Raw genomic sequence first — 20,372 nt, 5'->3', positions numbered from 1 at the left:
AGGCTCTCGTCCGATATGAGGCGTTTTCCCACCCTCTGACGGCTGTGCACCCAGAGTCTGTGGGGATATGATGACAGCGGTGAGCGCGGCGTCCGGCCAGTGAAGAGGAGAAAATGTCCGCATGAAGATCCTGATGGGAGGTGGTCTGTTGCTGGGGGTTGCCCTGGCCCAGGCGACGCCACTGGCTGGGTACGAGTTGCAACTGGCGTTGCAGCAGCTGGAAGAGTCGACGATGCCGGTGCAGGTGTTTCGCGAGCGCGTCGACGCCCTGACTGCCGGACAGGCACACTATCCGCCCGAGGTGCAGGGGCGTCTTGCCCGGCTGCAGTGCTGGGCCCTGCCGGGTGAACGGGACGAGGAGTTTCGCCGCGCGGTGGCGTTTGCCGAGCAGGGGCTGGTACAGGCCCGTGCCCGCAAGGACAGGGTCACCGAAGTGGGGTTGCTCGCCTGCCGCGGGTATCACCGGCAACTGCTCGGCAACATGGCCGGGGCCCGGCAGGATTACGACGCCGCCCTGACCCTGGCCCGTCGGCTCGGGGATGAGCGTCAGCGTGCCGACATCCTGAGCCTGCGGGGGGAGATGTACTCCTACCAGGGGGAGCTGGCGGAAGGGCTGATGGATCTCATCGATGCCCACCAGCGCTACGAGGCGCTCGGGCTGGAGGCCAAGGGGCGCGAGGTGCTCGCCAATATTGCCAATGCCTATCGCAGGATGGGGCTCTATGAGCGGGCCGAGAGCTACTTCAACGAGCTGGAGCACGACTACCGGCAGCTCGGGGTCGAGGAGTACCTGGTGGACATTCACAGCCAGCAGGGGCTCCTCTACATCGACACCGAAGAGTACGACAAGGCGCAGCCCCTGATGGCCGAAGCGGAGCGTTACTATCTGGGATCAAACCAGGAAGGGGTCCTGGCCTGGAGCCGGATCGAGCTGGCCACCATCCTGCAGAAACAGGGCAAGCCGGACCAGGCCATGACCAAGCTCGATCAGGCGGCAGCCTCCCTTCATCAGGGGGAGGGGGCGGACAGCGTCACCCTGGGCCACTGGCACCTCGTCATGGCCGACGTCCTCGAGGCCCTGAACCGACCCGGCGAGGCGCTGCGGCACCTGGACGAGGCCGAGCCCATCTTTACCCGGGAGCAGAACCTGCGCTTCCTCGCCCGGGTGCATGAGACCCGCGCCCGGGTGCTGGAGCGTCAGGGGCATATCCAGTCGGCCCTCACCAGCCTCAAGACCTATGTCGAGACCCGCCAGGCCCTCGAGCTGAGATTGCGGGAACAGCGCTCCTTGCAGATGCGTTTCGAGTTCGATCTCGCCCGCAAGGAGCTGGAAAACCAGACCCTCAGGTCCCAGCAGCAGTTGCAGGCGGAGAAACTCAAGCAGTTGCAGGAGCGGCGCTACTGGCAATACCTGGTGGTGGCCCTGCTGCTGGTGGTGATGGGTACCCTGGTGGTGCACCAGCGCGGGCGCACCCGCAAGATGCAGCGCCTCGCCATGACGGACGAACTGACCGGCATCCACAACCGGCGCCAGATCCAGGCCAAGGGGCGCAAATGGTTCACCCAGGCGCGGGAGGAGGGCAACCCCCTGTGCGTGCTGCTGCTGGATGTGGATCACTTCAAGAAGGTGAACGACCAGCTGGGCCACCACGTGGGTGACAGGGTGCTCACCGCCGTGGCCCAGTGCATCGAGGAGCAGCTGCGCAGCCTCGACAGAGTGGGGCGCAACGGCGGTGAGGAGTTTCTGGTGCTGCTGCCGGATACCCTCCTGAACGAGGCCGTCGAGGTGGCCGAGCGGATCCGCCAAGCCGTCGCCCGTCTCGAGATTGAGGGGGTGCCTGCGGATCACCCCATCCGCATCAGCATCGGCTGTGCCCAGTACAAACCCGAGGATGACAACCTGGGCGAGCTGGTACGCCGGGCCGACGAGGCCATGTACGAGGCCAAGTTGGCGGGGCGCAACCGGGTGATGACGGCCCGGTGAGGCCGACCCCGGGCCCCCGTGATAGCGGGCTGGGTATTTTTCACTCGCGCGGGTATAATGCCGCGCAATTTTGCTTTGATCCGGGGCCAGACCCATGTAATGCAACGCGCTTCTCCTGTCTCCACCGGCGGTCACTGACCCGCCCGCGTGGTGTCGTTGTCTGCATGGGCGCCCTGATTCCAAGGTGCTGTCCCGCATTTTTCCCACGGTGGCTCCAGGCCGCCGCTCAATAGAAGAACGTCGAATTATGTCAGCTGAATTTCTGAGTGAAGTCTCCAAGAGACGCACTTTTGCGATCATCTCGCACCCGGATGCGGGTAAAACCACCATCACCGAAAAGGTCCTGCTGTTCGGACAGGCCATTCAGCGCGCCGGTACCGTCAAGGGCCGTGGCTCGGGCCAGCACGCCAAATCCGACTGGATGGAGATGGAGAAGCAGCGCGGTATCTCCATCACCACTTCCGTGATGCAGTTCCCCTACGCCGACTGCCTGGTCAACCTGCTCGACACCCCGGGTCACGAGGACTTCTCCGAAGATACCTACCGTACCCTCACGGCGGTCGACTGCTGCCTGATGGTCATCGACGCCGCCAAGGGTGTGGAAGACCGGACCCGCAAGCTGATGGAAGTGACCCGGCTGCGCGACACCCCCATCCTCACCTTCATGAACAAGCTGGACCGCGAAGTGCGCGACCCGATGGAGGTGATGGACGAGGTGGAGCGCGAGCTCAACATCATGTGCGCCCCCATCACCTGGCCTATCGGCTGTGGCAAATCCTTCAAGGGTGTCTATCACCTCTACAAGGACGAGACCTATCTCTATCAGAGCGGTCAGGGCCACACCATCCAGGAGAAGCGGGTGGTCAAGGGGTTGAACAACCCCGAGCTGGATGCCGCCATCGGCGACGATCTGGCTGCCCAGCTGCGTGGCGAGCTGGAGCTGGTGCAGGGCGCCTCTCCCGAGTTCGATCACGACGCCTTCATCGCCGGCGAGATGACCCCGGTCTTCTTCGGTACTGCACTGGGCAACTTCGGTGTCGACCACATGCTGGACGGCCTGACCGACTGGGCGCCAGCCCCCATGCCGCGCAAGGCCGAGAGCCGCGAAGTGGTGGCCACCGAGGAGAAGTTCTCCGGTTTCGTGTTCAAGATCCAGGCGAACATGGACCCGAAACACCGCGACCGTATCGCCTTTATGCGTATCGTGTCAGGTACTTACAGCAAGGGCATGAAGATGCGCCACGTGCGCATCGGCAAGGACGTGAACATCTCCGACGCCGTCACCTTCATGGCCGGTGACCGCGAACAGGCGGTCGAGGCCTGTGCCGGCGACATCATCGGTCTGCACAACCACGGCACCATCCAGATCGGCGACACCTTCACCCAGGGTGAAGATCTCAAGTTCACCGGTATCCCGAACTTCGCGCCGGAACTGTTCCGCCGCATCCGCCTGCGTGACCCCCTCAAGCAGAAGCAACTGCTCAAGGGGCTGGTGCAGCTCTCCGAAGAGGGGGCGGTGCAGGTGTTCCGTCCGCTCATCAGCAACGATCTCATCGTCGGTGCGGTCGGTGTGCTGCAGTTCGACGTGGTGGTCTCGCGCCTCAAGAGCGAATACAACGTCGAGGCCATCTACGAGGCGGTCAACGTCGCCACCGCCCGCTGGGTGGAAGGGACTGACGTCAAGAAGTTCGAAGAGTTCAAGCGCAAGAACGAGGTCAACCTGGCCCTCGATGGGGGTGACAACCTCACCTACATCGCGCCGACCATGGTCAACCTGCGCCTGGCCCAGGAGCGTCACCCGGACGTTCACTTCCGCCAGACCCGCGAACACTGATCACCCCGCCCGCACCCAGCGGGTGGCTGATGACCAGAGAGACCCCGCTTCGGCGGGGTTTTTTGTTATGGGGCGTGTCATTGGAAGGGGCGGCGATCCCCATCCGGGGCTTGATGAGTGAATAAAAATCAAGGATAAGTGATTTAAATATCACCCGTGGAGAGAGACATGTCCGTCACCCAACCCGTAGAGGCGCAGTTTGCCGCCTACAATGCCCACGATCTCGACGCCTTCGTGGCCTGCTTTGCCCCGGATTTCAAAGGCTATCGCATGCCGACCGAGACGCCGAGCACAGTCGGCAAGGGGGCGCTGCGAACCTTCTATGCGGAGCACAGATTCAACAACCCGCTGCTCAAGGCCGAGCTGCTGTCACGCACCGTCTTGGGCAACAAGGTGTTTGATCACGAGAAGATCCATGGCCTCTCCCCCGAGCCCATCGAGAGCGTGGCGGTGTTCGAGGTGAAGGAGGGTCTTATCCAGACCGCCTGGTTCTATTTCCCCTCTTAAACCCGACACTGTATTTGCCATACGGCCCCATCCTATTGCACCGCTGTGCAGGGAAGGGTGACAAGGAGATGCCATGCAGATATTCCAGGCCACGTTGGCCCACATTGAAGAAACCAGCCGTCTGTTTGATGCCTATCGGCAGTTTTATGGGCAAGCGCCGGACAGAGATGAGGCAACCCGATTCATCGGAGAACGCCTTCAGGGGGCGGATTCAGTTATCTTTCTGGCACGCAACGAGGCGGGAGAGTGGGCAGGCTTTGTCCAGTTGTATCCGGCATTCTCTTCCGTCGCGATGAAGAGGATGTGGTACCTCAATGATCTTTATGTCGTCGAGTCAGCTCGCCAGCAGGGTGTGGCAAGAGCGCTGCTGAAACGGGTGGCCAGCTTTGCCAGGGAGACAGATGCCCTGACCGTCAAACTGGCGACGGCTGTCTCCAATCAACCTGCAAAATTACTTTATGAATCAGAGGGGTATCAAAAGGTAATCGCCTTTGATCACTATACCCAGCGGGTTGGAGCCTGACAGGCGTTATGTGTCACTGTCCATGAGATGGATGGCAATCGCTCTTCTGGGGAGGCGCGGTGTCAGCCAGGGGCCGTGATACGGGGTAAACGGGCTCGCGGGGTATCGACAGATTGCCTGCCCGGCCCCCTTCTACCCTTGAGGGAGAAGGGGGGATGAGGGGGGAATTGGCGCTTCTGGCTAGAAAGTTCGCAGCAATCTGGCGGGGTTGCCGGCATAGGTGCCAGGGACAGTGATGTCCCGGGTCACCACTGCGCCGGCACCGATGACGGCTCCCTGGCATATCCGTACCGGCAAAATGGTGGCGTTTGAACCGATGGATACCCCATCCCCGATGTGGGTTCGGCCCCAACTGGCGGGATCCGGGTCGGGGGCGCCGCTTTGAAAGAGGTCATTGGCAAACATGACGCCGTGACCGATAAAACAGCGCTCACCTATGGCCACATGCTCACAGATAAAGCTGTGGGACTGGATGCGGGTTGCGCGACCTATGGAGACGTTCGACTGTATCTCCACGAAGGGGCCGACAAAGACATCGTCAGCCAGGGTACAGCCGTAAAGATTGACAGGCTCAACCAGCTTCACCCTTTCACCGAAGCTGACATCTCGTATGCCGACAGAGAGTCGTTTTGGTTCACTCATCTCCCCTCCTTCCCGTCGAGCGCCAGCACCATGCAGATCTCGCAGGCGTCGTGGCCCGTGCAGCCAAGGGGCCCCGGCAGGTGTTCGAAGCCCAGGGATTCATAGAGGGCGGTGGCTTCCCGCAGCACGGCGGTGGTCTCCAGATAGCAGCGCTGGTAACCCAGGGCGCGAGCCTCGGCCAGCGCCTGCAACACCAGCCGCCGTCCCAGGCCTAGCCCTCGTAGGGCGGGCAGGAAGTACATCTTCTGCAGCTCGCACACATCCGCTGCCCCCGCCAGCGGCGCTATGCCGCCCCCGCCGAGAATGGTGCCGTCCGGTCCCTCAATCACCCAGTAGCGGCTGCGCTCCCCCTGATAGGTCTCGTGGAGAAAATCGAGGTTGGGATCCGCCACCCCGTACCCCTTGTCGGCGGTGAGGCCGTATTCGGCGGAGACGGCGCGCACCACGGCGGCGATCCGGGGATTGTCGGCCGGGGTGATGGGGCGGATGACGAACCCCTGCTGGCGGCGGGCGCGGGAGAGGGCGCTGCGATAGAGCCGCATGCCCTCCCAGATCTGCTCGCACTCGGCGGGGGATAGCTGGGCCAGGGCCCCCGCCATGGTCTCGTCCATCTGCCGGTGCAGCTCCTCAAGCTGTGCCTTGCCCGGCTCGGTGAGGCTCGCCTCCTTGCTGCGCCCGTCCGAGGGGTGGGGTTGCCAGGCGATAAGCGCCCGCTCGGCGAGGCGGGCCAGGGGGCGGCTGGCGTTGGACTTGTCGATGCGAAGGCGCTCGGCAAGCTGCTGGTTGGTGGCGGGACCGTTCTCCAGCTCGATGAGCAGGTGGGCCTCCAGGGGGCTCAGGGCCAGCGAGCCGCACTGCTGGGAGAGCATGCCGAGTTCGCGTACCAGTTCCCTCGACAGGGCGCGCAGGGGGCGGGGATCCATGGGGTTGTCTCCTTGCGATGTGATGGTATTTGGTTGTTATGCGCAACTAGTACCATCTTTTGGTTGTTGATGACAACTATTTGCGTGAAAAAGGGCGAAAGGCAGGCAGAAAAAAGGGCCCGGGAGAGGGCCCAAACATTGGAAACCCGCGCGGGGGCGCGGATCCCATCCTTGGTCTGGCAAGGTGCCGGCGAGGGTTAGACCAGCTCGGCCAGCATGGTGTCGGCATAGGGCACCAGGGCGTCGCCCTGTTTCACCTTGGCGAGGTAGTCCGGGTTGGCGATGAGGGGGCGACCGATGGCGACGAGGTCGAAGCGGTCCGCCTCGATGGCCTCGAGCGCGGTCTCGGCGCTGTAGTTGCCCACCCCTACCAGGTGGCCGTCGTAGCGGGCACGCAGGTAGTCGGAGGCGCGGCCGTCCAGGTAGTCGAAGGTGAGGCTGTCATCGAAGATACCCAGGTGCAGATAGGCCAGAGTGCGCTGGTTCAGCTCGGCCAGCAGGTGGTCGAACACGGCGCGATCCCGGGCATCCCCTTCCAGGTGCACATAGGCGCCGGGGGAGAGGCGCAGGCCCACCCGATCCCCGCCAATGCGGGCGGCGATGGCATCCACTACCTCGAGGGCGAAGCGGCTCATGTTCTCGGGGCTGCCGCCGTAGTTGTCGGTGCGCAGGTTGCTGGCGTGGTGCAGGAACTGATCGATGAGGTAGCCGTTGGCACCGTGGATCTCCACCCCGTCAAAGCCCGCTTCGATGGCGTTGGCGGCGGCCTGGGCGTAATCCTCGACCAGCTGGGCGATTTCGCGCTCGGTCAGGGCGCGCGGCACCTGATAGACCAGCTCGCGCATGCGCGGCACCGTGCCCTCATGGGCGACGGCGGAGGGAGCCAGCACTTCGGCGTGGTGGAAGAAGGGGTGGGAGAGACGGCCCACGTGCCACAGCTGGGCGAAGATCTTGCCACCGTTGGCATGCACGGCGCTGGTCACTTTCTTCCAGCCGGCGATCTGTTCGGCGCTGTAGAGCCCAGGGGTATTGGGGTAGCCCTGCCCGTCCGGACGGATGATGGTGGCTTCGGAGATGATGAGGCCGATGTCGGCGCGGCGGCCGTAGTAGGCGGCCATCTGTTCGGTGGGCACCAGACCCGGGCCCGCCATGCAGCGGGTGAGGGGGGCCATCATGAAACGGTTCGCGAGGGTGAGGGTGTCGTTGAGGCGATAGGGCTGAAACAGGGTATTCATGATCGTCTGTCCTGAGGGAGTGATTCTTGAACGGGCATTCAAGACGCTTTTTGATTTGTGTGCAAGTATTTTTTGAGCAAGCATTCAACATGGATTGACGGGGGAGGCTGGGGTAAACTTGCCGCCCTGTTTTTTCCGTCCCGCGGGACCTTGCCACCGGAGACCCCATGCGCAGCGCCGAATACGATCGGGATGCCGTCTTGCGAAACGCCATGGAAGCCTTTCGCGCCAAAGGCTATGCCAAGACCACCATGCAGGAGCTGGTGGCCGCAACCGGCCTGCACCCGGGCAGCCTCTATGCCGCCTTTGGCAACAAGCGCGGCCTGCTGCTGGCGGCGGTCGATCACTATGTGGCAGAGAAGGGGGCCCTGCGCCGCCGCTGCCTGGCACAGCCCAGCCCGCTGGCGGGGCTGCACGCCTACCTCGAGCAGGTGGTGGACGATGCCCTGCAGGGCTCCTGCCTGCTGACCCGCACCCTGATGGAGCTGGCGGAGCAGGACGAGGAGCTGCACCTTCGCTTCAAGGCCATCTACGGCGAGTTGGAACAGGATCTGGCCGGGCAGCTGGCCCTGGCAAAGGCGCAGGGAGAGCTGGCAAAAGAGGGGGACATCCTCACCCTGACCGCCTTCTTGCAGGTCCATATCCAGGGACTGGTCACCTTCGCCCAGTGCCACCCCGACCGCCCTCTGCTGGCCGGTGTCGTCGCCCGGATGATGAGCGCCCTGCGGGCGTGATGGCGAGGATGGAAACAACAAAGGCTCCCGCGGGAGCCTTTGTTGTTGCTGGGAATGCCCCTCGCAGCAGGGGTTTTGCCCCCTTCTCCCGCTCATTTACAAAAGAATGGGAGAAGGGCTGGGGATGAGGGGGTGGAACTGCCAGCCGCAGCCGCTTAGCCCGGATTCACCAGATCCTTCATCAACGCCTTCAACCAGATCAACGCCGGTTGCTGGGCGTGGACCGGGTGCCAGACGCAGTTGAGGTGATAGTCCGGCACGTCGTCGGGCAGGGGCAGGCTTTTCAGCGGCCAGTGGCTGGCGAGCAGCTCGGCCACCATGCTGGGCAGCACCAGCAGGTGATCGCTCTGGCTCACGATGGCGGCGGCGGACATATAGCTCTGGCTGTTGACCGAGATGGTGCGGCTATGGCCCAGGCTCTGCAAATAGCGGTCGAGGCTCGCCTCCGAGGTGCCGAGCGGCGAGTGGAACACATGGGGCATCTCGATTAGCTGCTCGAGGGTGATGCGCTCCTCTTCCAGCTCCAGGGTGGCGCGCACCAGCCCGGCCAGGGGTTCGGTGAGCCAGGTCTCCTTGCCCAGATACCCCGGCACCTGCATGTACTCGTCAAACCCCAGCACGAGATCTATTTCGCCGCTCGCCAGCTCGGCTTCGGGCAGGGTATCGCGCAGGATGCGGATTTCGATGGTGACGCCCGGCGCCAGCTTCCTGAGGCGCTGGATAAGGGGCGGGATCAGCACGCACTCCACGTAATCCGTGGTGCAGAGCACGAAGCGGCGCTTCGACTGACGCGGCGCGAACTCGTCCTCCTCCCAGAGTTGCTGCTCCAGCAGCCGCAGCGCCTGCTGCACCCCCAGATGCAGGCGCTGGGCCCGGGGAGTCGGCAACATCCCCTGGGGCGTGCGCACCAGCAGGGGGTCGCCGAGAAAGGCCCGCAACCGGCCGAGGGAGTGGCTCATGGCGGGCTGGCTGATAAAGAGCGATTCGGCGGCGCGGGTCACGCTCCCTTGCGTCATCAGAGCGTCAAAGGCGAGCAGCAGATTGAGGTCGAGCTGGTGCAGTTTCATGGGGGGATTATTCGCCGTGTTTATGGGACAATTAATCCTATTCATTTGATGGATGGGCGCGCAACTTCTTACACTGCGACCCACTCTTATTTTTTCAGGGTTCCCAGGCAAATCGGGGGCCTCAATCCATGCAAGGAGCCTTGCGATGAGCATCAAGACCATGAACACCACGCCGGCCGCCGACGGCTTCACCATGCCCGCCGAGTGGGCTCACCAGCAGGCCGTCTGGATGATCTGGCCGTTCCGCCCGGACAACTGGCGGGAAGCCGGTCGCTTCGCCCAGGCCACCTTCGCCAAGGTGGCGGATGCCATCGGTGGCGCGACGCCGGTCTTTATGGGGGTGCCGGCCCAGTTTATGGAGCAGGCCCGTGGCATCATGCCTGCCCACGTTACCCTGGTGGAGATGGCCAGCGATGACTGCTGGGCCCGCGACACAGGTCCTACCATCGTCACCAACGCCGCAGGCGAGTGCCGCGGGGTGGACTGGGGCTTCAACGCCTGGGGCGGCCACAAGGGGGGTCTCTACTACCCGTGGAACCAGGATGAAGAGGTCGCTGCCCGGATGCTGGAACAGCACGGCATGGATCGTTACGACGCGCCGCTCATTCTGGAAGGGGGCTCCATCCATGTGGATGGCGAAGGCACCTGCCTGACCACCGCCGAGTGCCTGCTCAACGAAAACCGCAACCCGCACCTGACCAAAGCGCAGATCGAAGCTCACCTGCGCGACTATCTGGGTGTGAAGAGCGTTATCTGGCTGGACGAAGGGGTCTATATGGATGAAACCGACGGCCACATCGACAACATGTGCTGCTTCGTGCGTCCGGGTGAAGTGGCCCTGCACTGGACTGACGACCAGAACGATCCCCAGTACGCCCGCTCCCTGGCTGCCCTCCAGGTGCTGGAAGCGGCGGTGGATGCCAAGGGTCGCAAGCTGAAAGTGTGGAAGCTGCCCCAGCCGGGCCCGCTCTACTGCACCCAGGAAGAGTCCGCCGGCGTCGAGAGCGGCAGCGGTGTGCCGCGCGAGGCAGAGGGCCGTCTGGCCGGTTCCTACGTGAACTTCCTTATCACCAACGATCGCATCGTCTACCCGCTGCTGGATGCCGCCACCGACGGCGAAGCCCAGCGCATTCTGGAAGAGATCTTCCCGGAGCATAAGGTCGTCGGCGTGCCGGCCCGGGAGATCCTGCTGGGGGGTGGCAATATCCACTGCATTACTCAGCAGATCCCCTCCGGCAAATAAGAACCTGTTCCAAGCCAGCCGAGGTTGGTATTCAAAACCCCACTCAGTGGGGTTTTATCCCTTGATGACGTGATGGCCGCAGGCGCCGATGCGGCGATCATCATGACAAACAGTCACCCTTTTACAGGAGATCCCCATGATCGAAGTGACCGAGGTTTCCATTGCCGAGCTGCGCGATGCGCTCGAATCAGGCCGCACCACCGCGGTCGAACTGGTCGAGGCCTATCAGGCTCGGATCGCCGCCTATGACGGCCCCGAGACAGCAACCCGCCTCAATGCCGTCGTGGTGCCCAACCCCGATGCCCTGAAAGAGGCGCAAGCGTCTGATGCGCGCCGCGCCCGTGGCGAAACCCTGGGCCCGCTCGACGGCATTCCCTACACCGCCAAAGACAGCTATCTGGTCAAGGGGCTGACCGCCGCCTCCGGCAGCCCGGCCTTCAAGGATCTGGTGGCCCAGCGCGATGCCTTTACCATTGAGCGCCTGCGCGCCGCCGGTGCCATCTGCCTTGGCAAGACCAATATGCCCCCCATGGCCAATGGCGGCATGCAGCGCGGCGTCTATGGCCGCGCCGAGAGCCCCTACAACGCCGACTACCTGACCGCGCCCTTTGCCTCCGGCTCCTCCAACGGGGCCGGTACTGCCACCGCCGCGAGCTTCGCCGCCTTTGGTCTCGCCGAAGAGACCTGGTCGAGCGGCCGGGGCCCTGCGTCCAACAACGGCCTGTGTGCCTACACCCCGTCCCGTGGCGTCATCTCGGTGCGCGGCAACTGGCCGCTGACCCCGACCATGGATGTGGTGGTGCCCTATGCCCGCACCATGGCCGATCTGCTGGAAGTGCTGGATGTGGTCGTCGCCGACGATGCCGAGACTCGTGGCGATCTCTGGCGCATGCAGCCCTGGGTGCAACTGCCCAAGGCCTCCGAAGTGCGTCCGGCTTCCTATCTGGAGCTGGCTGCCAAGGCCGATGCCCTCAAGGGCAAGCGCCTCGGCGTGCCGCGCATGTTTATCAACAAAGATGAACTGGCCGGCACCAGCGACAACCCCGGCATCGGCGGCCCGACCGGTCAGCGCATCCATACCCGCGAGGCCGTGATTGCCCTCTGGGAAGAGGCGCGCAAGGCGCTGGAAGCCGCGGGCGCCGAGGTCATCGAAGTGGACTTCCCGCTGGTCTCCAACTGCGAAGGGGACAGACCCGGCGCGCCGACCGTGTTCAATCGCGGCATCGTGAGCCCGGAGTTTCTCAACGACGAGCTGTGGGAGCTCTCCGGCTGGGCGTTCGACGACTTCCTGCGCGCCAACGGCGATCCCAAGTTGAACAAGCTGGCCGATGTCGATGGGCCGAAGATCTTCCCCCACGATCCGGGCACCCTGCCAAACCGCGAGGGGGATCTGGCGGCGGGCATGGACGAGTACGTCAAGATGGCCAAGCGCGGCATCAAGCGCTTTGACGAGATCCCCACAGTGCCGGACGGCCTGCGCGGTCTGGAGCAGACCCGCAAGCTGGACCTGGAAGAGTGGATGGACGGGCTCAAGCTCGACGCCGTGCTGTTCCCGACCGTGGCCGACGTCGCCCCGGCTGACGCAGACGTGAATCCGGCCTCCGCCGATATCGCCTGGAGCAACGGCATCTGGGTTGCCAACGGCAACCTCGCCATTCGTCACCTCGGCGTGCCGACCGTCACCGTCCCCATGGGGGTGATGGCCGATATCGGTATGCCGGTGGGGCTGACCTTCGCCGGTCGCGCCTATGATGACAACAACCTGCTGCGCTTTGCCTCGGCCTTCGAGTCCACCGGCAACAAGCGTCAGGTGCCGCCACGGACGCCGCCGTTGGCTTGATTGGTTTTGTGAGTTAAATATCTCGGGTTCTTTCTGAGAGAATAAAAAACCACCCGTTATGCGGGTGGTTTTTAATAGGCTGAATATTCATTTTACTCTTTCTCGGATAGTGATAAATCAACAGGGAATATGGCTGTTTTAGCTAGTGATGAATGGGTTTTATACCAGTGAATCAATCCTTTTATTATGTATACCTTTATCTGTCCAGATCGCAGTAAATAGGTCTTTACCCCAGCTATAGATATATGAGTCGTCATCGAGAGCTCTCAGCACTAAGTGTTCAATCTGTATGGTACTAGAGCTTAGTTTTTCAATGCATATCTTTCTAAACTCCTCCATGTCTGGAATTGTTGTAATGACGCCTTGTTGAAAGTAATCATCAACTCCCCCATCCATTATAGAGATACATGATGTTGGGTTATAAATTGCATCTTCAGATAAAAATTTATAACGAATTAAATAGTTTTTTGCTTTTTCATATGCATAATTATTATTGGTTGATGCACTGGTGTGTAATAGATATATAGCAGCATTTAAGCCAATCCATGAGTCACCTACTTTTATTATGATGCCATCAAGTATTGAAATTAGATCTTCGCACAACTTACATTGAAAGCAGGATGCGATCATGCAGAGAGAAAGGAGTTGTGGGGCACACCCAAGAATAAAATCGTCATAGTCACGAGAAAGCCCAAATGAAGGTGTTATCATCGGCATATAAGAGCCATTTTTTTGCCACTCAATAAGCCTCGACGCCCAATAGTATGATTCTTCTTTATCCTTACTCAAGCCACATAGAAATGATGTTATTATAGGCGCATGCCAGCATCCACCAAGATACGATGAGATAGCTGTGTTTTTGAATTCATGATTTGCTTCATATCTAAGCAATGATATTAGGTCGGAGAATAAGTTTTGGTCATTTTGTGTAATTTTTATGTATGAAGCAATGATGTCCTGTTTGGATAAATCTAAGTTAGTTGCATGCATCATTAGTTGTTTGTATTCAACTTTATCAAACCATAAATCTGATGTAAGTAGTTGATGTAATGCCACGTAATCTATATCATTTCTCACTCTAGCATGTTGTTCAAGAATGTTTTTGATAAGTGCAGTCGCAGAGTCTTCCCCTATCAAATACACTCTGTAATTATGTGTTCCATACATGGATTCAAGATTTCGTGTTCTACTAGATAATTTTCCTCCGTTAACAACTACATGGAAAAAGAAAAGTGGTTTCTCAAGGTGTCTATTTCCTTGGGAATAGACTTTCAATGCATTGTTGGTCATGCTGTTAGTTGCTTTGCTTTCAACCTCAAAAATGAATAGAGGGAATTTATTTCCTTTTTGTGAAAACCATGCGACATCAACAGCTGGTGCTTCACCATAGGTAGGCTCATCGATGGGAAATTCCTTTTCTATATGATAGCCAAGAACTATACCAAGACGGGCTATACCTTCTATTAACTGTTTACCTGCGGTAAGTTTATGGTTAGACATATATGTGTTTATTCCTTTTTTTAAAAAATAGTATGTTTGATATATTAAAAACATTATAGGGTCGTAGGTTCGAATAGCGAAGTGTATTCGGACGTTCGCGAACAGGAGGTCGCTGCTGATTGCTCCGGACTTCCCCCTGACTTCCCCCAGACTTCCCCCAGACTTCCCCCAGACTTCACCTTGGCTTCACACAACCTCATTTTCCCCTCACAAATCCCCCGTATTTTCTGCCCACTGATAAATGGGCCTGCTTGCCGCAAGGTGGCGAGGGGCCAACGAGAGGGGAGCAAGACGATGAAATCCTGGATCAAATACGGGTTGGCCGGGGCTTTGATACTGGTGGCGAGCTTCTGGGGCGGCAGCGTGCGGGCGGCGCAGATGCACCTTGGCCGGGATGCTGCCCTGCCAGGGCAGACAGTCGCCAAGGCGGTACTCCCGACGGGGGCCCATTTCCAGCCCCTGGGGGCTCTGCCATCGGTTGCTGCCGGGCTCAGCACCTCAGGGCAGGGATTGGGGCCTGTTTATCCGGACCAGGGCGGTGAGGGCGCGGCATATGGCGTATCAACACAGGCCGGGTTGGTCACTGAGCCCGATATTGCGCATCCAGCCAGGCGATGGCCTCTTGGGGGTCGTTGAATGCCCGGATATGGTCCGGATGGGTGAGAGAGAGGCAGGAGAGGGCGATGTGATGGAGCACCTTGGCCGAATAGAGGGAGGCGATGGCCACCAGATTCTTCTGTGTCAGCCACTGATAGGTCTCTTGCAGATGGGGCAGGGCGGAGAGCACCACCCCCTGATGCTGGCGATGGTCCACCAGGGCGCAGAAACGCTTACCATCGAGACTGTTTACTACGCGCTTAATCTCCGTAATCCACGTCAGCATACCCTCTTCATTGAAAGGGCCGATCAGCTCGCAGGTGACCAGGTGTTCCTGCACATTGAAGATGAACTCACCGTGCTTTTTATCAAAGGACATACAACATTCTTATCCATGACCAGGGGCCGCAAGATGATGCTTATTCATTGCGTATGCATCAATGCCCGAATGAGGGCTTGCTCGTGGCAGCTGTACTGCTGCGTTGACACCAGGAGATAAGGTGCTGGCCCGTGATGGCGATACGACAACAACAGGCGGCGCCAGCGTGTTGCATCCGGATGCCGGGTAGTCCGGTCTGCACCCGGGGTGGCAATGCTCCTGTTTGCCCGGGCCCTTATCCCGGGGTGTCTTGCCCGGAAGGGGGGACTGCTTTGGTGAGGGCGTCGATGGCATTGGGGACGAATCGCTCGGAAAAACCGGCGATAAAGGCCCAGATGACGGCTTTGGCGGCATCCAGATTGGTTGCAGGAGAGGCCAGGGTCAGCAGAGTCTGCAAGGAGACATAGGGATGCTCCATGTGTTTGAACTTGGGAAACAGGTCCCCCTGGAGCAGGCTGCTGGCAAAGAGCCCGTAGGCGATAAAACCGAGAATGCCGGAAAAGAGCAGGGAAACATAAAACTGAGTCACGATCACCCGGGGTTGGCTGATGTGGGCGATGGCACCGCTGTCGTGCAGCCTGGCGAGGCGGTAATAGTTGTTGATGACGGCCCCCACCGATCCGGCGAAGAAGATGGCGGTCATGATGTTGGAAATGAGGGGGATGGTTTGCAGCAGCAGTATCAGGGCAAGGCCTCCAAAGGAGATGAGGCCGCTGATGGCCAGGTGTTTGTAGTAGCGATCCATGGGTAGCTCCATATTGGGCAAGAGACCCCGTTGAGGATAGCCAGCCCATGGAGAAAATGACCCGAAAAGGCCGGTGCAGCAGTGCCCGCCCTTTGTCTGCTCTGTGAAGGCGACACCCCGGCATAGGTGGGCGTTTCACCGGGGTTCTTGATGGAGCGCTTCGCCGGATCAGCCGGCCAGCGGTAGATAGACATGTTGGTAGGCCAGGGCGATGGCGCTGTAGAGCAGCAGGGCGGCCATCAGCAGGTTGAAGTACCTGAACCAGCGAGGATGTTGAAGATGACGTCCGATGAGACTGCCAGCCATCGAGTAGCTGCCGGGGGCGCCGGCGGCCAGCAGGCCGAGCAGCAGGGACCAGGGCAGCAGGCTCCAGCCGTGGATCTGGGCTGCCGGGAACTGGATGCTGGTGATGGGCAGGGTGGCGATCATGGCCTTGGGGTTGAGCAACTGGATGACGAAGCCGCTGCGCACCCCCAGAGGGCGGGCAGGCGCCTCGTTGGCACCGAGCTCGCCGCTGTCGCTGGCGATCTTGATGGCGAGATAGGCGATATAGAGGCACCCCACCAGGCTGACATAGATCAGGGTATCTTCCCGCACCAGGCGGGTGCCCGCCCAGCCAAAGAGCAGCAGGAGCACGAACATCGCCAAGCCGACCCCGAGGAAGAAGCCAAGGGAGGCGCGGGTGCGGCCACCCAGGCCTGCATTGAGGCCGATGAGGTTGACGGGGCCAGGGGTATACATGATGCCGATGGCATAGGCGAGAAGCTCAATCATGGGGTGTTCCTTGGGCTCAGCGGATCAGGCTGGCACTGTATTGGGTGGGAGTCATGCCATAGATGCGCTTGAAGCGACGGTTGAGGTGACTGAGATCGGTGAAACCGTAGCGGTACACCAGATCCTGCGCCGACTCTCCGGCGGCCAAGGCGCGCCGTGCGGCATTGATGCGGCAGTTGATCACGTATTGATGGGGTGTGATGCCAAGCTGTTGGCGAAACAGCCGCAGGAAGTGGTACTTGGAGATGTTGGCCGCCGCGCTGATGTCGGCCAGGGAGATATCCTGCTGGAAGTGGGCGTGGATAAAGTCCCTGGCCTGCAACAGGAGGCGATCGATGCGACTCACCCGGCCATTGGGCTCAAAACGTCCCGCCTGCTGCATCACCCGAGTGGCGAGGCGATAGAGGGCAAACTCCTGCTCTATGCTGTCGGCCTGGCCGCGCACCGCCTGGGCCAGCTCGAGGATGCAGGCGCTCAGCGCCTCATCGCGCACCAGGGGCTGCAACAACCGATAGGTACCCATTGCCCGCTCGCCCGCGGCATCGGCAAACAGCGGGGTGAGTTCGTGGGGCGGAATGTAGAGCATGGTGTAGTCGAGGCTGGCGTTGTCACCGGCATGACCGTCGTGGACATCCCCGGGATTGAACTGGATGACGCTGCCTGCCGGGCTGGAGTGGGCTCCGCCGTGGCAGAAGAAGTTCTGCCGCCCGGCCAGAGTGACCCCGAAGGAGTACTCCTCGTGGGCGTGACGGTCGTAGCGAAATTCTGTCATGTTGACCCGCAGCGCAGTCAGGCTCGCCAGGTGCTGACTGTGTGCGAATATGAACTGGTTGTCCTGCGCCATCTTTCCCTCCTGTACCAGACTGCCCCCCTAATCTAGCCCCAAGCCTGTGTCGCCCGCTTGGACAATCTTGCTGTTTGCCGGCCCGCCTGCGCCCCGCACCGAGAAAAACGGCGCAGCCGATGGCTGGCTGCACCGACTGGCTCGTCAGCGAAAGCGAAACAGCTCCCGGTGCAGCGGGGTGGCCAGGTGGGCATCCAGGCTCTGGGCCATGGGCTCGGGGCCGCAGAACCACACCGGGGTGTGCTGGCGTTGGCCCAGGGCGGCGAGATCCAGCCGGCCATGCTCGGACTCCAGATGCAGCCGGTAGTCGACCCCGACCCGGCGGCACAGCTCGGCCAGCCGACCGTGATAGGGGGCGGCCTCGGCGGTGGGGGCGCATTGCAGCAAGGTGGTGCCGGGGCGTTGTTCACCACGGCGTACCAGGGCCTCCAGCCAGGCGACGAAGGGGGTGATGCCGATACCGGCACCCACCCAGAGCGCGGGGGCCGGATCCGGCAGGGCGAAGGCGCCATAGGGGCCGGTCACGGTGACCGCATTCCCCACCTTGAGGTGGCGGTGCAGCCAGCGGGTGTGATCCCCGAGGGCGCGTACCGCCAGGGTGAGGGTACAGCCATCCGTCGAGACATCGACCAGGGTGTAGGGGTGGGGCTCGCCGCGCCCGGCAAAGTCGAAGAAGGCGAACTGCCCGGGGCGATAGCCGTGCAGGGGCGCGGTGAGGCCAACCCGGATCTCCAGGGTGTGCTCGTCCAGAGGGGTGAGGGCGTTGACCGCTCCCTGGCGGCGCGCGTTTTGGCCCACCCGGCCAAACAGGGAGTAGAGTGCCCCCATGGCGCCCAATCCGCCGCCGATGAGCAGGGTCAGGCCGACCGGGGTCAGGGCGCCGATGCGCGGCAGCAGGCAGAGCCCGTGCAGCCAGCCCATCAGATAGATGACCGGGGCCAGCCGGTGAACCACCTTGAAGCGCTCGTAGCGCACCACCGCCAGCAGGCTTACCACCACCAGCGCCAGCAGCAGATAGAAGCTCCATTCCCCCAGGGTATTGCCGAGGCTGTGCCACAGGGCATCGTTGCCAGCACCAGCACCAGCACCAGCACCAGCACCAGCACCAGCACCAGCACCAGCACCAGCACCAGCACCGCGGCGCGCTGGCCGGCTCAGCCAGTCGGCGGCGACAGCCCACTTGGGGGCCTCCACCAGCAGCCAGTGGGCCAGCAGGGTGCCGGTGGCCCAGAGGGCGCTGCTGCGATGCAGGTGCAACATGCGATCCAGCCCGCCGCACCAGGCTTCGAGCCTGGGCAGGCGCAGGGCGAGCAGCAAAGAGAGGGTCATGGCGCCAAGGCCAATCAGACCGGTCAGGATCAGCAGTTCGTGGCGCCAGGGCCAGAGACCGGCGGGCCACTGGGTGAGGCCAGCGAGCCAGAGCAGGGTGAGGGTCAGGGGCAGGGCCCAGACGAGGGATGCGGGTTTCATGATGTCCTCCTTGTCCATGCCTCCATTGCACGCCTGCTTTGTGGCGAAAGTGTGCCCTCTGACTACCTCTTTTGTAGCAGAGTGTGGCAAAGGGTTGCCGGGTCAGGGCAAGCGGACTGAGGAGGAGGGCGCGGAGCAGAACAGGGGGGCAGGAAAGCGGTTGGCGTCACCCCACAGGCCTGGGTCTGGAGAGTGGTGATGCTGGGGCAGCCGCATGGCTGCCCCAGCAAACAGTCGTGTCAGGATGTTCGTCCCTTGCCGCCCTTGTTGCCCGCGAGGGCCTGCTTTCTGGCCTTCTGCTTCTGGGCGCCCTTGCTGGCGCGGCGCGGCTCGGGGTCGAAGCGGGTGAGATCCGGCTCAAATCCCGGGAACCACTGCTGGGGCAGACGGGCGTCGAGCACTGCCTCCACCTTCTCTAGAAGCGGCGCGTCTTCCGGGCTGAACAGGGTGATGGCGAGCCCCTTGTTGCCGGCGCGGCCGGTGCGCCCGATGCGGTGGACGTAATCCTCGGGCTGATGGGGGAACTCCAGATTGATTACATGGTTGAGATCGCTGATATCGAGGCCGCGAGCCGCCACGTCGGTGGCCACCAGCGCCTGCAAGGTGCCGGCGCGAAACGCCAGCAGCACGTTTTCCCGCGCGCTCTGTGATAGATCCCCGTGGAAGGCCAGCGCATTGATGCCCCCCTTGCCAAGCTGCTGGGCCAGCTTGTCGGCCCCCTGGCGGGTGCGGCTGAAGATCAGCGCCGGTGCCCAGCCTTTCACGGTCAGCATGTGTTGGACCAGTGCCACTTTGCGATCGCTGTCCACCGCATAGACCCGCTGCTCCACCTCGGCCGCCGTGGTGTTGCGCGGTGCCACTTCCACCAGCGCCGGGTCGCGCAGCAGCACCTTGCAGAGGGCAAAGAGGTTGTCGTCGCAGGTGGCCGAAAACAGCAGGGTCTGGCGATCCGCCGGGATTTGCTTTAGCAGCGCCTTGATCTCGTCCATAAAGCCCATGTCGAGCATCCTGTCCGCCTCGTCAAACACCAGATGGCGCAGGGCTGCGAGGCTCAGCGCCCCCTGGCGCAGGTGATCGAGCAGGCGGCCCGGGGTGGCGATGAGGATATCCACCCCGGCGTTCAGCGCCTCCACCTGTGCGGCGATGCTCACCCCGCCGTAGACCAGCGTGCTGGTGAGAGTGGTGCCCCTGGCGTAGCGTGTGACGCTCTCGGCAACCTGCACCGCCAGCTCGCGGGTCGGCACCAGCACCAGGGCGCGAATGGGGCGAGGGCCATCGCTCGTCGGGTGTTGCAGCAACTGCTCCAGCAGTGGCAGCACGAAGGCGGCGGTCTTGCCGGTGCCGGTCTGGGCGCCCGCCATCAGATCCCGCCCCGCGAGGATCAGGGGGATGGCGCTGGCCTGCACCGGGGTGGGGGCGGCGTAGCCGAGCTCGGTCAGGGTTTGCTGCAAGCGGGGGGAGAGGGCCAGTTCGGCGAAAGAGGCAATGGACATAGGGCACCAGTATGGGGTTATCCCGCCCCGTGGCCGGG

18 protein-coding genes are annotated in these 20,372 nt (G+C 61.8%); 7 read left to right on the top strand and 11 right to left on the bottom strand.

Annotated features, from left to right (window positions below):
* Window positions 1-121 precede the first annotated feature (121 nt).
* The 4 genes from OKC41_RS14755 to OKC41_RS14740 all read left to right on the top strand — a co-directional run bounded on the left by OKC41_RS14755 (window position 122) and on the right by OKC41_RS14740 (window position 4,848).
* Entirely contained in the window at window positions 122-1,984 is a 1,863-nt protein-coding gene (locus tag OKC41_RS14755; protein ID WP_201895119.1) for a diguanylate cyclase, read from the top strand.
* Window positions 1,985-2,228: 244 nt separating this feature from the next.
* Window positions 2,229-3,818 (top strand): peptide chain release factor 3, encoded by a 1,590-nt coding sequence (prfC, locus tag OKC41_RS14750; RefSeq protein ID WP_089503670.1) that lies wholly within the window; start codon window positions 2,229-2,231, stop codon window positions 3,816-3,818.
* Between the two features lie 168 nt (window positions 3,819-3,986).
* Window positions 3,987-4,325: a nuclear transport factor 2 family protein gene (locus OKC41_RS14745; RefSeq protein WP_048206934.1), complete on the top strand. Its 339-nt coding sequence runs from the start codon at window positions 3,987-3,989 to the stop codon at window positions 4,323-4,325.
* Window positions 4,326-4,398: 73 nt separating this feature from the next.
* Window positions 4,399-4,848, top strand: a complete 450-nt coding sequence (locus OKC41_RS14740) for an N-acetyltransferase (RefSeq protein WP_010672919.1) — start codon at window positions 4,399-4,401, stop codon at window positions 4,846-4,848.
* Between the two features lie 180 nt (window positions 4,849-5,028).
* Here OKC41_RS14740 and OKC41_RS14735 read toward each other — a convergent pair whose 3' ends face one another.
* The 3 genes from OKC41_RS14735 to OKC41_RS14725 form a co-directional block, all read right to left on the bottom strand.
* Window positions 5,029-5,490, bottom strand: a complete 462-nt coding sequence (locus OKC41_RS14735; protein ID WP_201895121.1) for an acyltransferase — start codon at window positions 5,488-5,490, stop codon at window positions 5,029-5,031.
* A complete protein-coding gene (locus OKC41_RS14730; protein WP_201895122.1) occupies window positions 5,487-6,413 on the bottom strand; it encodes a bifunctional helix-turn-helix transcriptional regulator/GNAT family N-acetyltransferase in 927 nt (308 codons plus the stop codon). The genes OKC41_RS14735 and OKC41_RS14730 overlap by 4 nt, the downstream gene beginning before the upstream one ends.
* Before the next feature lie 197 nt (window positions 6,414-6,610).
* Window positions 6,611-7,648 carry an alkene reductase gene (locus OKC41_RS14725; RefSeq protein ID WP_201895123.1) on the bottom strand — a complete coding sequence of 346 codons (1,038 nt, stop codon included), beginning with the start codon at window positions 7,646-7,648 and terminating at the stop codon, window positions 6,611-6,613.
* A 167-nt stretch (window positions 7,649-7,815) separates the two neighbouring features.
* Here OKC41_RS14725 and OKC41_RS14720 point away from each other — a divergent pair, with 167 nt between their 5' ends.
* Window positions 7,816-8,382 carry a TetR/AcrR family transcriptional regulator gene (locus OKC41_RS14720; protein ID WP_201895124.1) on the top strand — a complete coding sequence of 189 codons (567 nt, stop codon included), beginning with the start codon at window positions 7,816-7,818 and terminating at the stop codon, window positions 8,380-8,382.
* 155 nt (window positions 8,383-8,537) lie between these two features.
* Here the strand turns inward: OKC41_RS14720 and OKC41_RS14715 are convergent, their stop codons facing one another.
* Window positions 8,538-9,449, bottom strand: coding sequence for a LysR family transcriptional regulator (locus tag OKC41_RS14715; RefSeq protein WP_039041291.1), 912 nt, complete (start codon window positions 9,447-9,449; stop codon window positions 8,538-8,540).
* Between the two features lie 145 nt (window positions 9,450-9,594).
* Here OKC41_RS14715 and aguA point away from each other — a divergent pair, with 145 nt between their 5' ends.
* Together aguA and OKC41_RS14705 are read left to right on the top strand one after the other, a co-directional pair.
* Window positions 9,595-10,692: an agmatine deiminase gene (aguA, locus tag OKC41_RS14710; RefSeq protein ID WP_270672122.1), complete on the top strand. Its 1,098-nt coding sequence runs from the start codon at window positions 9,595-9,597 to the stop codon at window positions 10,690-10,692.
* 136 nt (window positions 10,693-10,828) lie between these two features.
* The gene (locus OKC41_RS14705) at window positions 10,829-12,532 is read left to right on the top strand and encodes an amidase (protein ID WP_270672121.1); all 1,704 of its coding nucleotides are present in this window, start codon (window positions 10,829-10,831) and stop codon (window positions 12,530-12,532) included.
* A gap of 159 nt (window positions 12,533-12,691) precedes the next feature.
* Here OKC41_RS14705 and OKC41_RS14700 read toward each other — a convergent pair whose 3' ends face one another.
* The 7 genes from OKC41_RS14700 to OKC41_RS14670 all read right to left on the bottom strand — a co-directional run bounded on the left by OKC41_RS14700 (window position 12,692) and on the right by OKC41_RS14670 (window position 20,334).
* Entirely contained in the window at window positions 12,692-14,032 is a 1,341-nt protein-coding gene (locus OKC41_RS14700; protein ID WP_270672120.1) for a hypothetical protein, read from the bottom strand.
* A 580-nt stretch (window positions 14,033-14,612) separates the two neighbouring features.
* Complete coding sequence (locus tag OKC41_RS14695) at window positions 14,613-15,008, bottom strand: hypothetical protein (protein WP_010672931.1); 396 nt, start codon at window positions 15,006-15,008, stop codon at window positions 14,613-14,615.
* A 235-nt stretch (window positions 15,009-15,243) separates the two neighbouring features.
* Window positions 15,244-15,753, bottom strand: a complete 510-nt coding sequence (locus OKC41_RS14690; protein ID WP_050485224.1) for a hypothetical protein — start codon at window positions 15,751-15,753, stop codon at window positions 15,244-15,246.
* A 168-nt stretch (window positions 15,754-15,921) separates the two neighbouring features.
* Window positions 15,922-16,527, bottom strand: coding sequence for a LysE family translocator (locus tag OKC41_RS14685; RefSeq protein WP_010672933.1), 606 nt, complete (start codon window positions 16,525-16,527; stop codon window positions 15,922-15,924).
* Window positions 16,528-16,543: 16 nt separating this feature from the next.
* Complete coding sequence (locus OKC41_RS14680; RefSeq protein WP_010672934.1) at window positions 16,544-17,371, bottom strand: AraC family transcriptional regulator; 828 nt, start codon at window positions 17,369-17,371, stop codon at window positions 16,544-16,546.
* Between the two features lie 144 nt (window positions 17,372-17,515).
* Entirely contained in the window at window positions 17,516-18,859 is a 1,344-nt protein-coding gene (locus tag OKC41_RS14675) for a ferric reductase-like transmembrane domain-containing protein (protein WP_270672119.1), read from the bottom strand.
* 221 nt (window positions 18,860-19,080) lie between these two features.
* Window positions 19,081-20,334, bottom strand: a complete 1,254-nt coding sequence (locus OKC41_RS14670; RefSeq protein ID WP_201895134.1) for a DEAD/DEAH box helicase — start codon at window positions 20,332-20,334, stop codon at window positions 19,081-19,083.
* Between the last annotated feature and the right edge of the window lie 38 nt (window positions 20,335-20,372).

Source organism: Aeromonas sp. QDB17, assembly GCF_027705305.1.
GTDB classification, from domain to species: Bacteria; Pseudomonadota; Gammaproteobacteria; order Enterobacterales; family Aeromonadaceae; genus Aeromonas; species Aeromonas caviae.
This window is presented reverse-complemented; position numbering and strand designations above follow the sequence as displayed.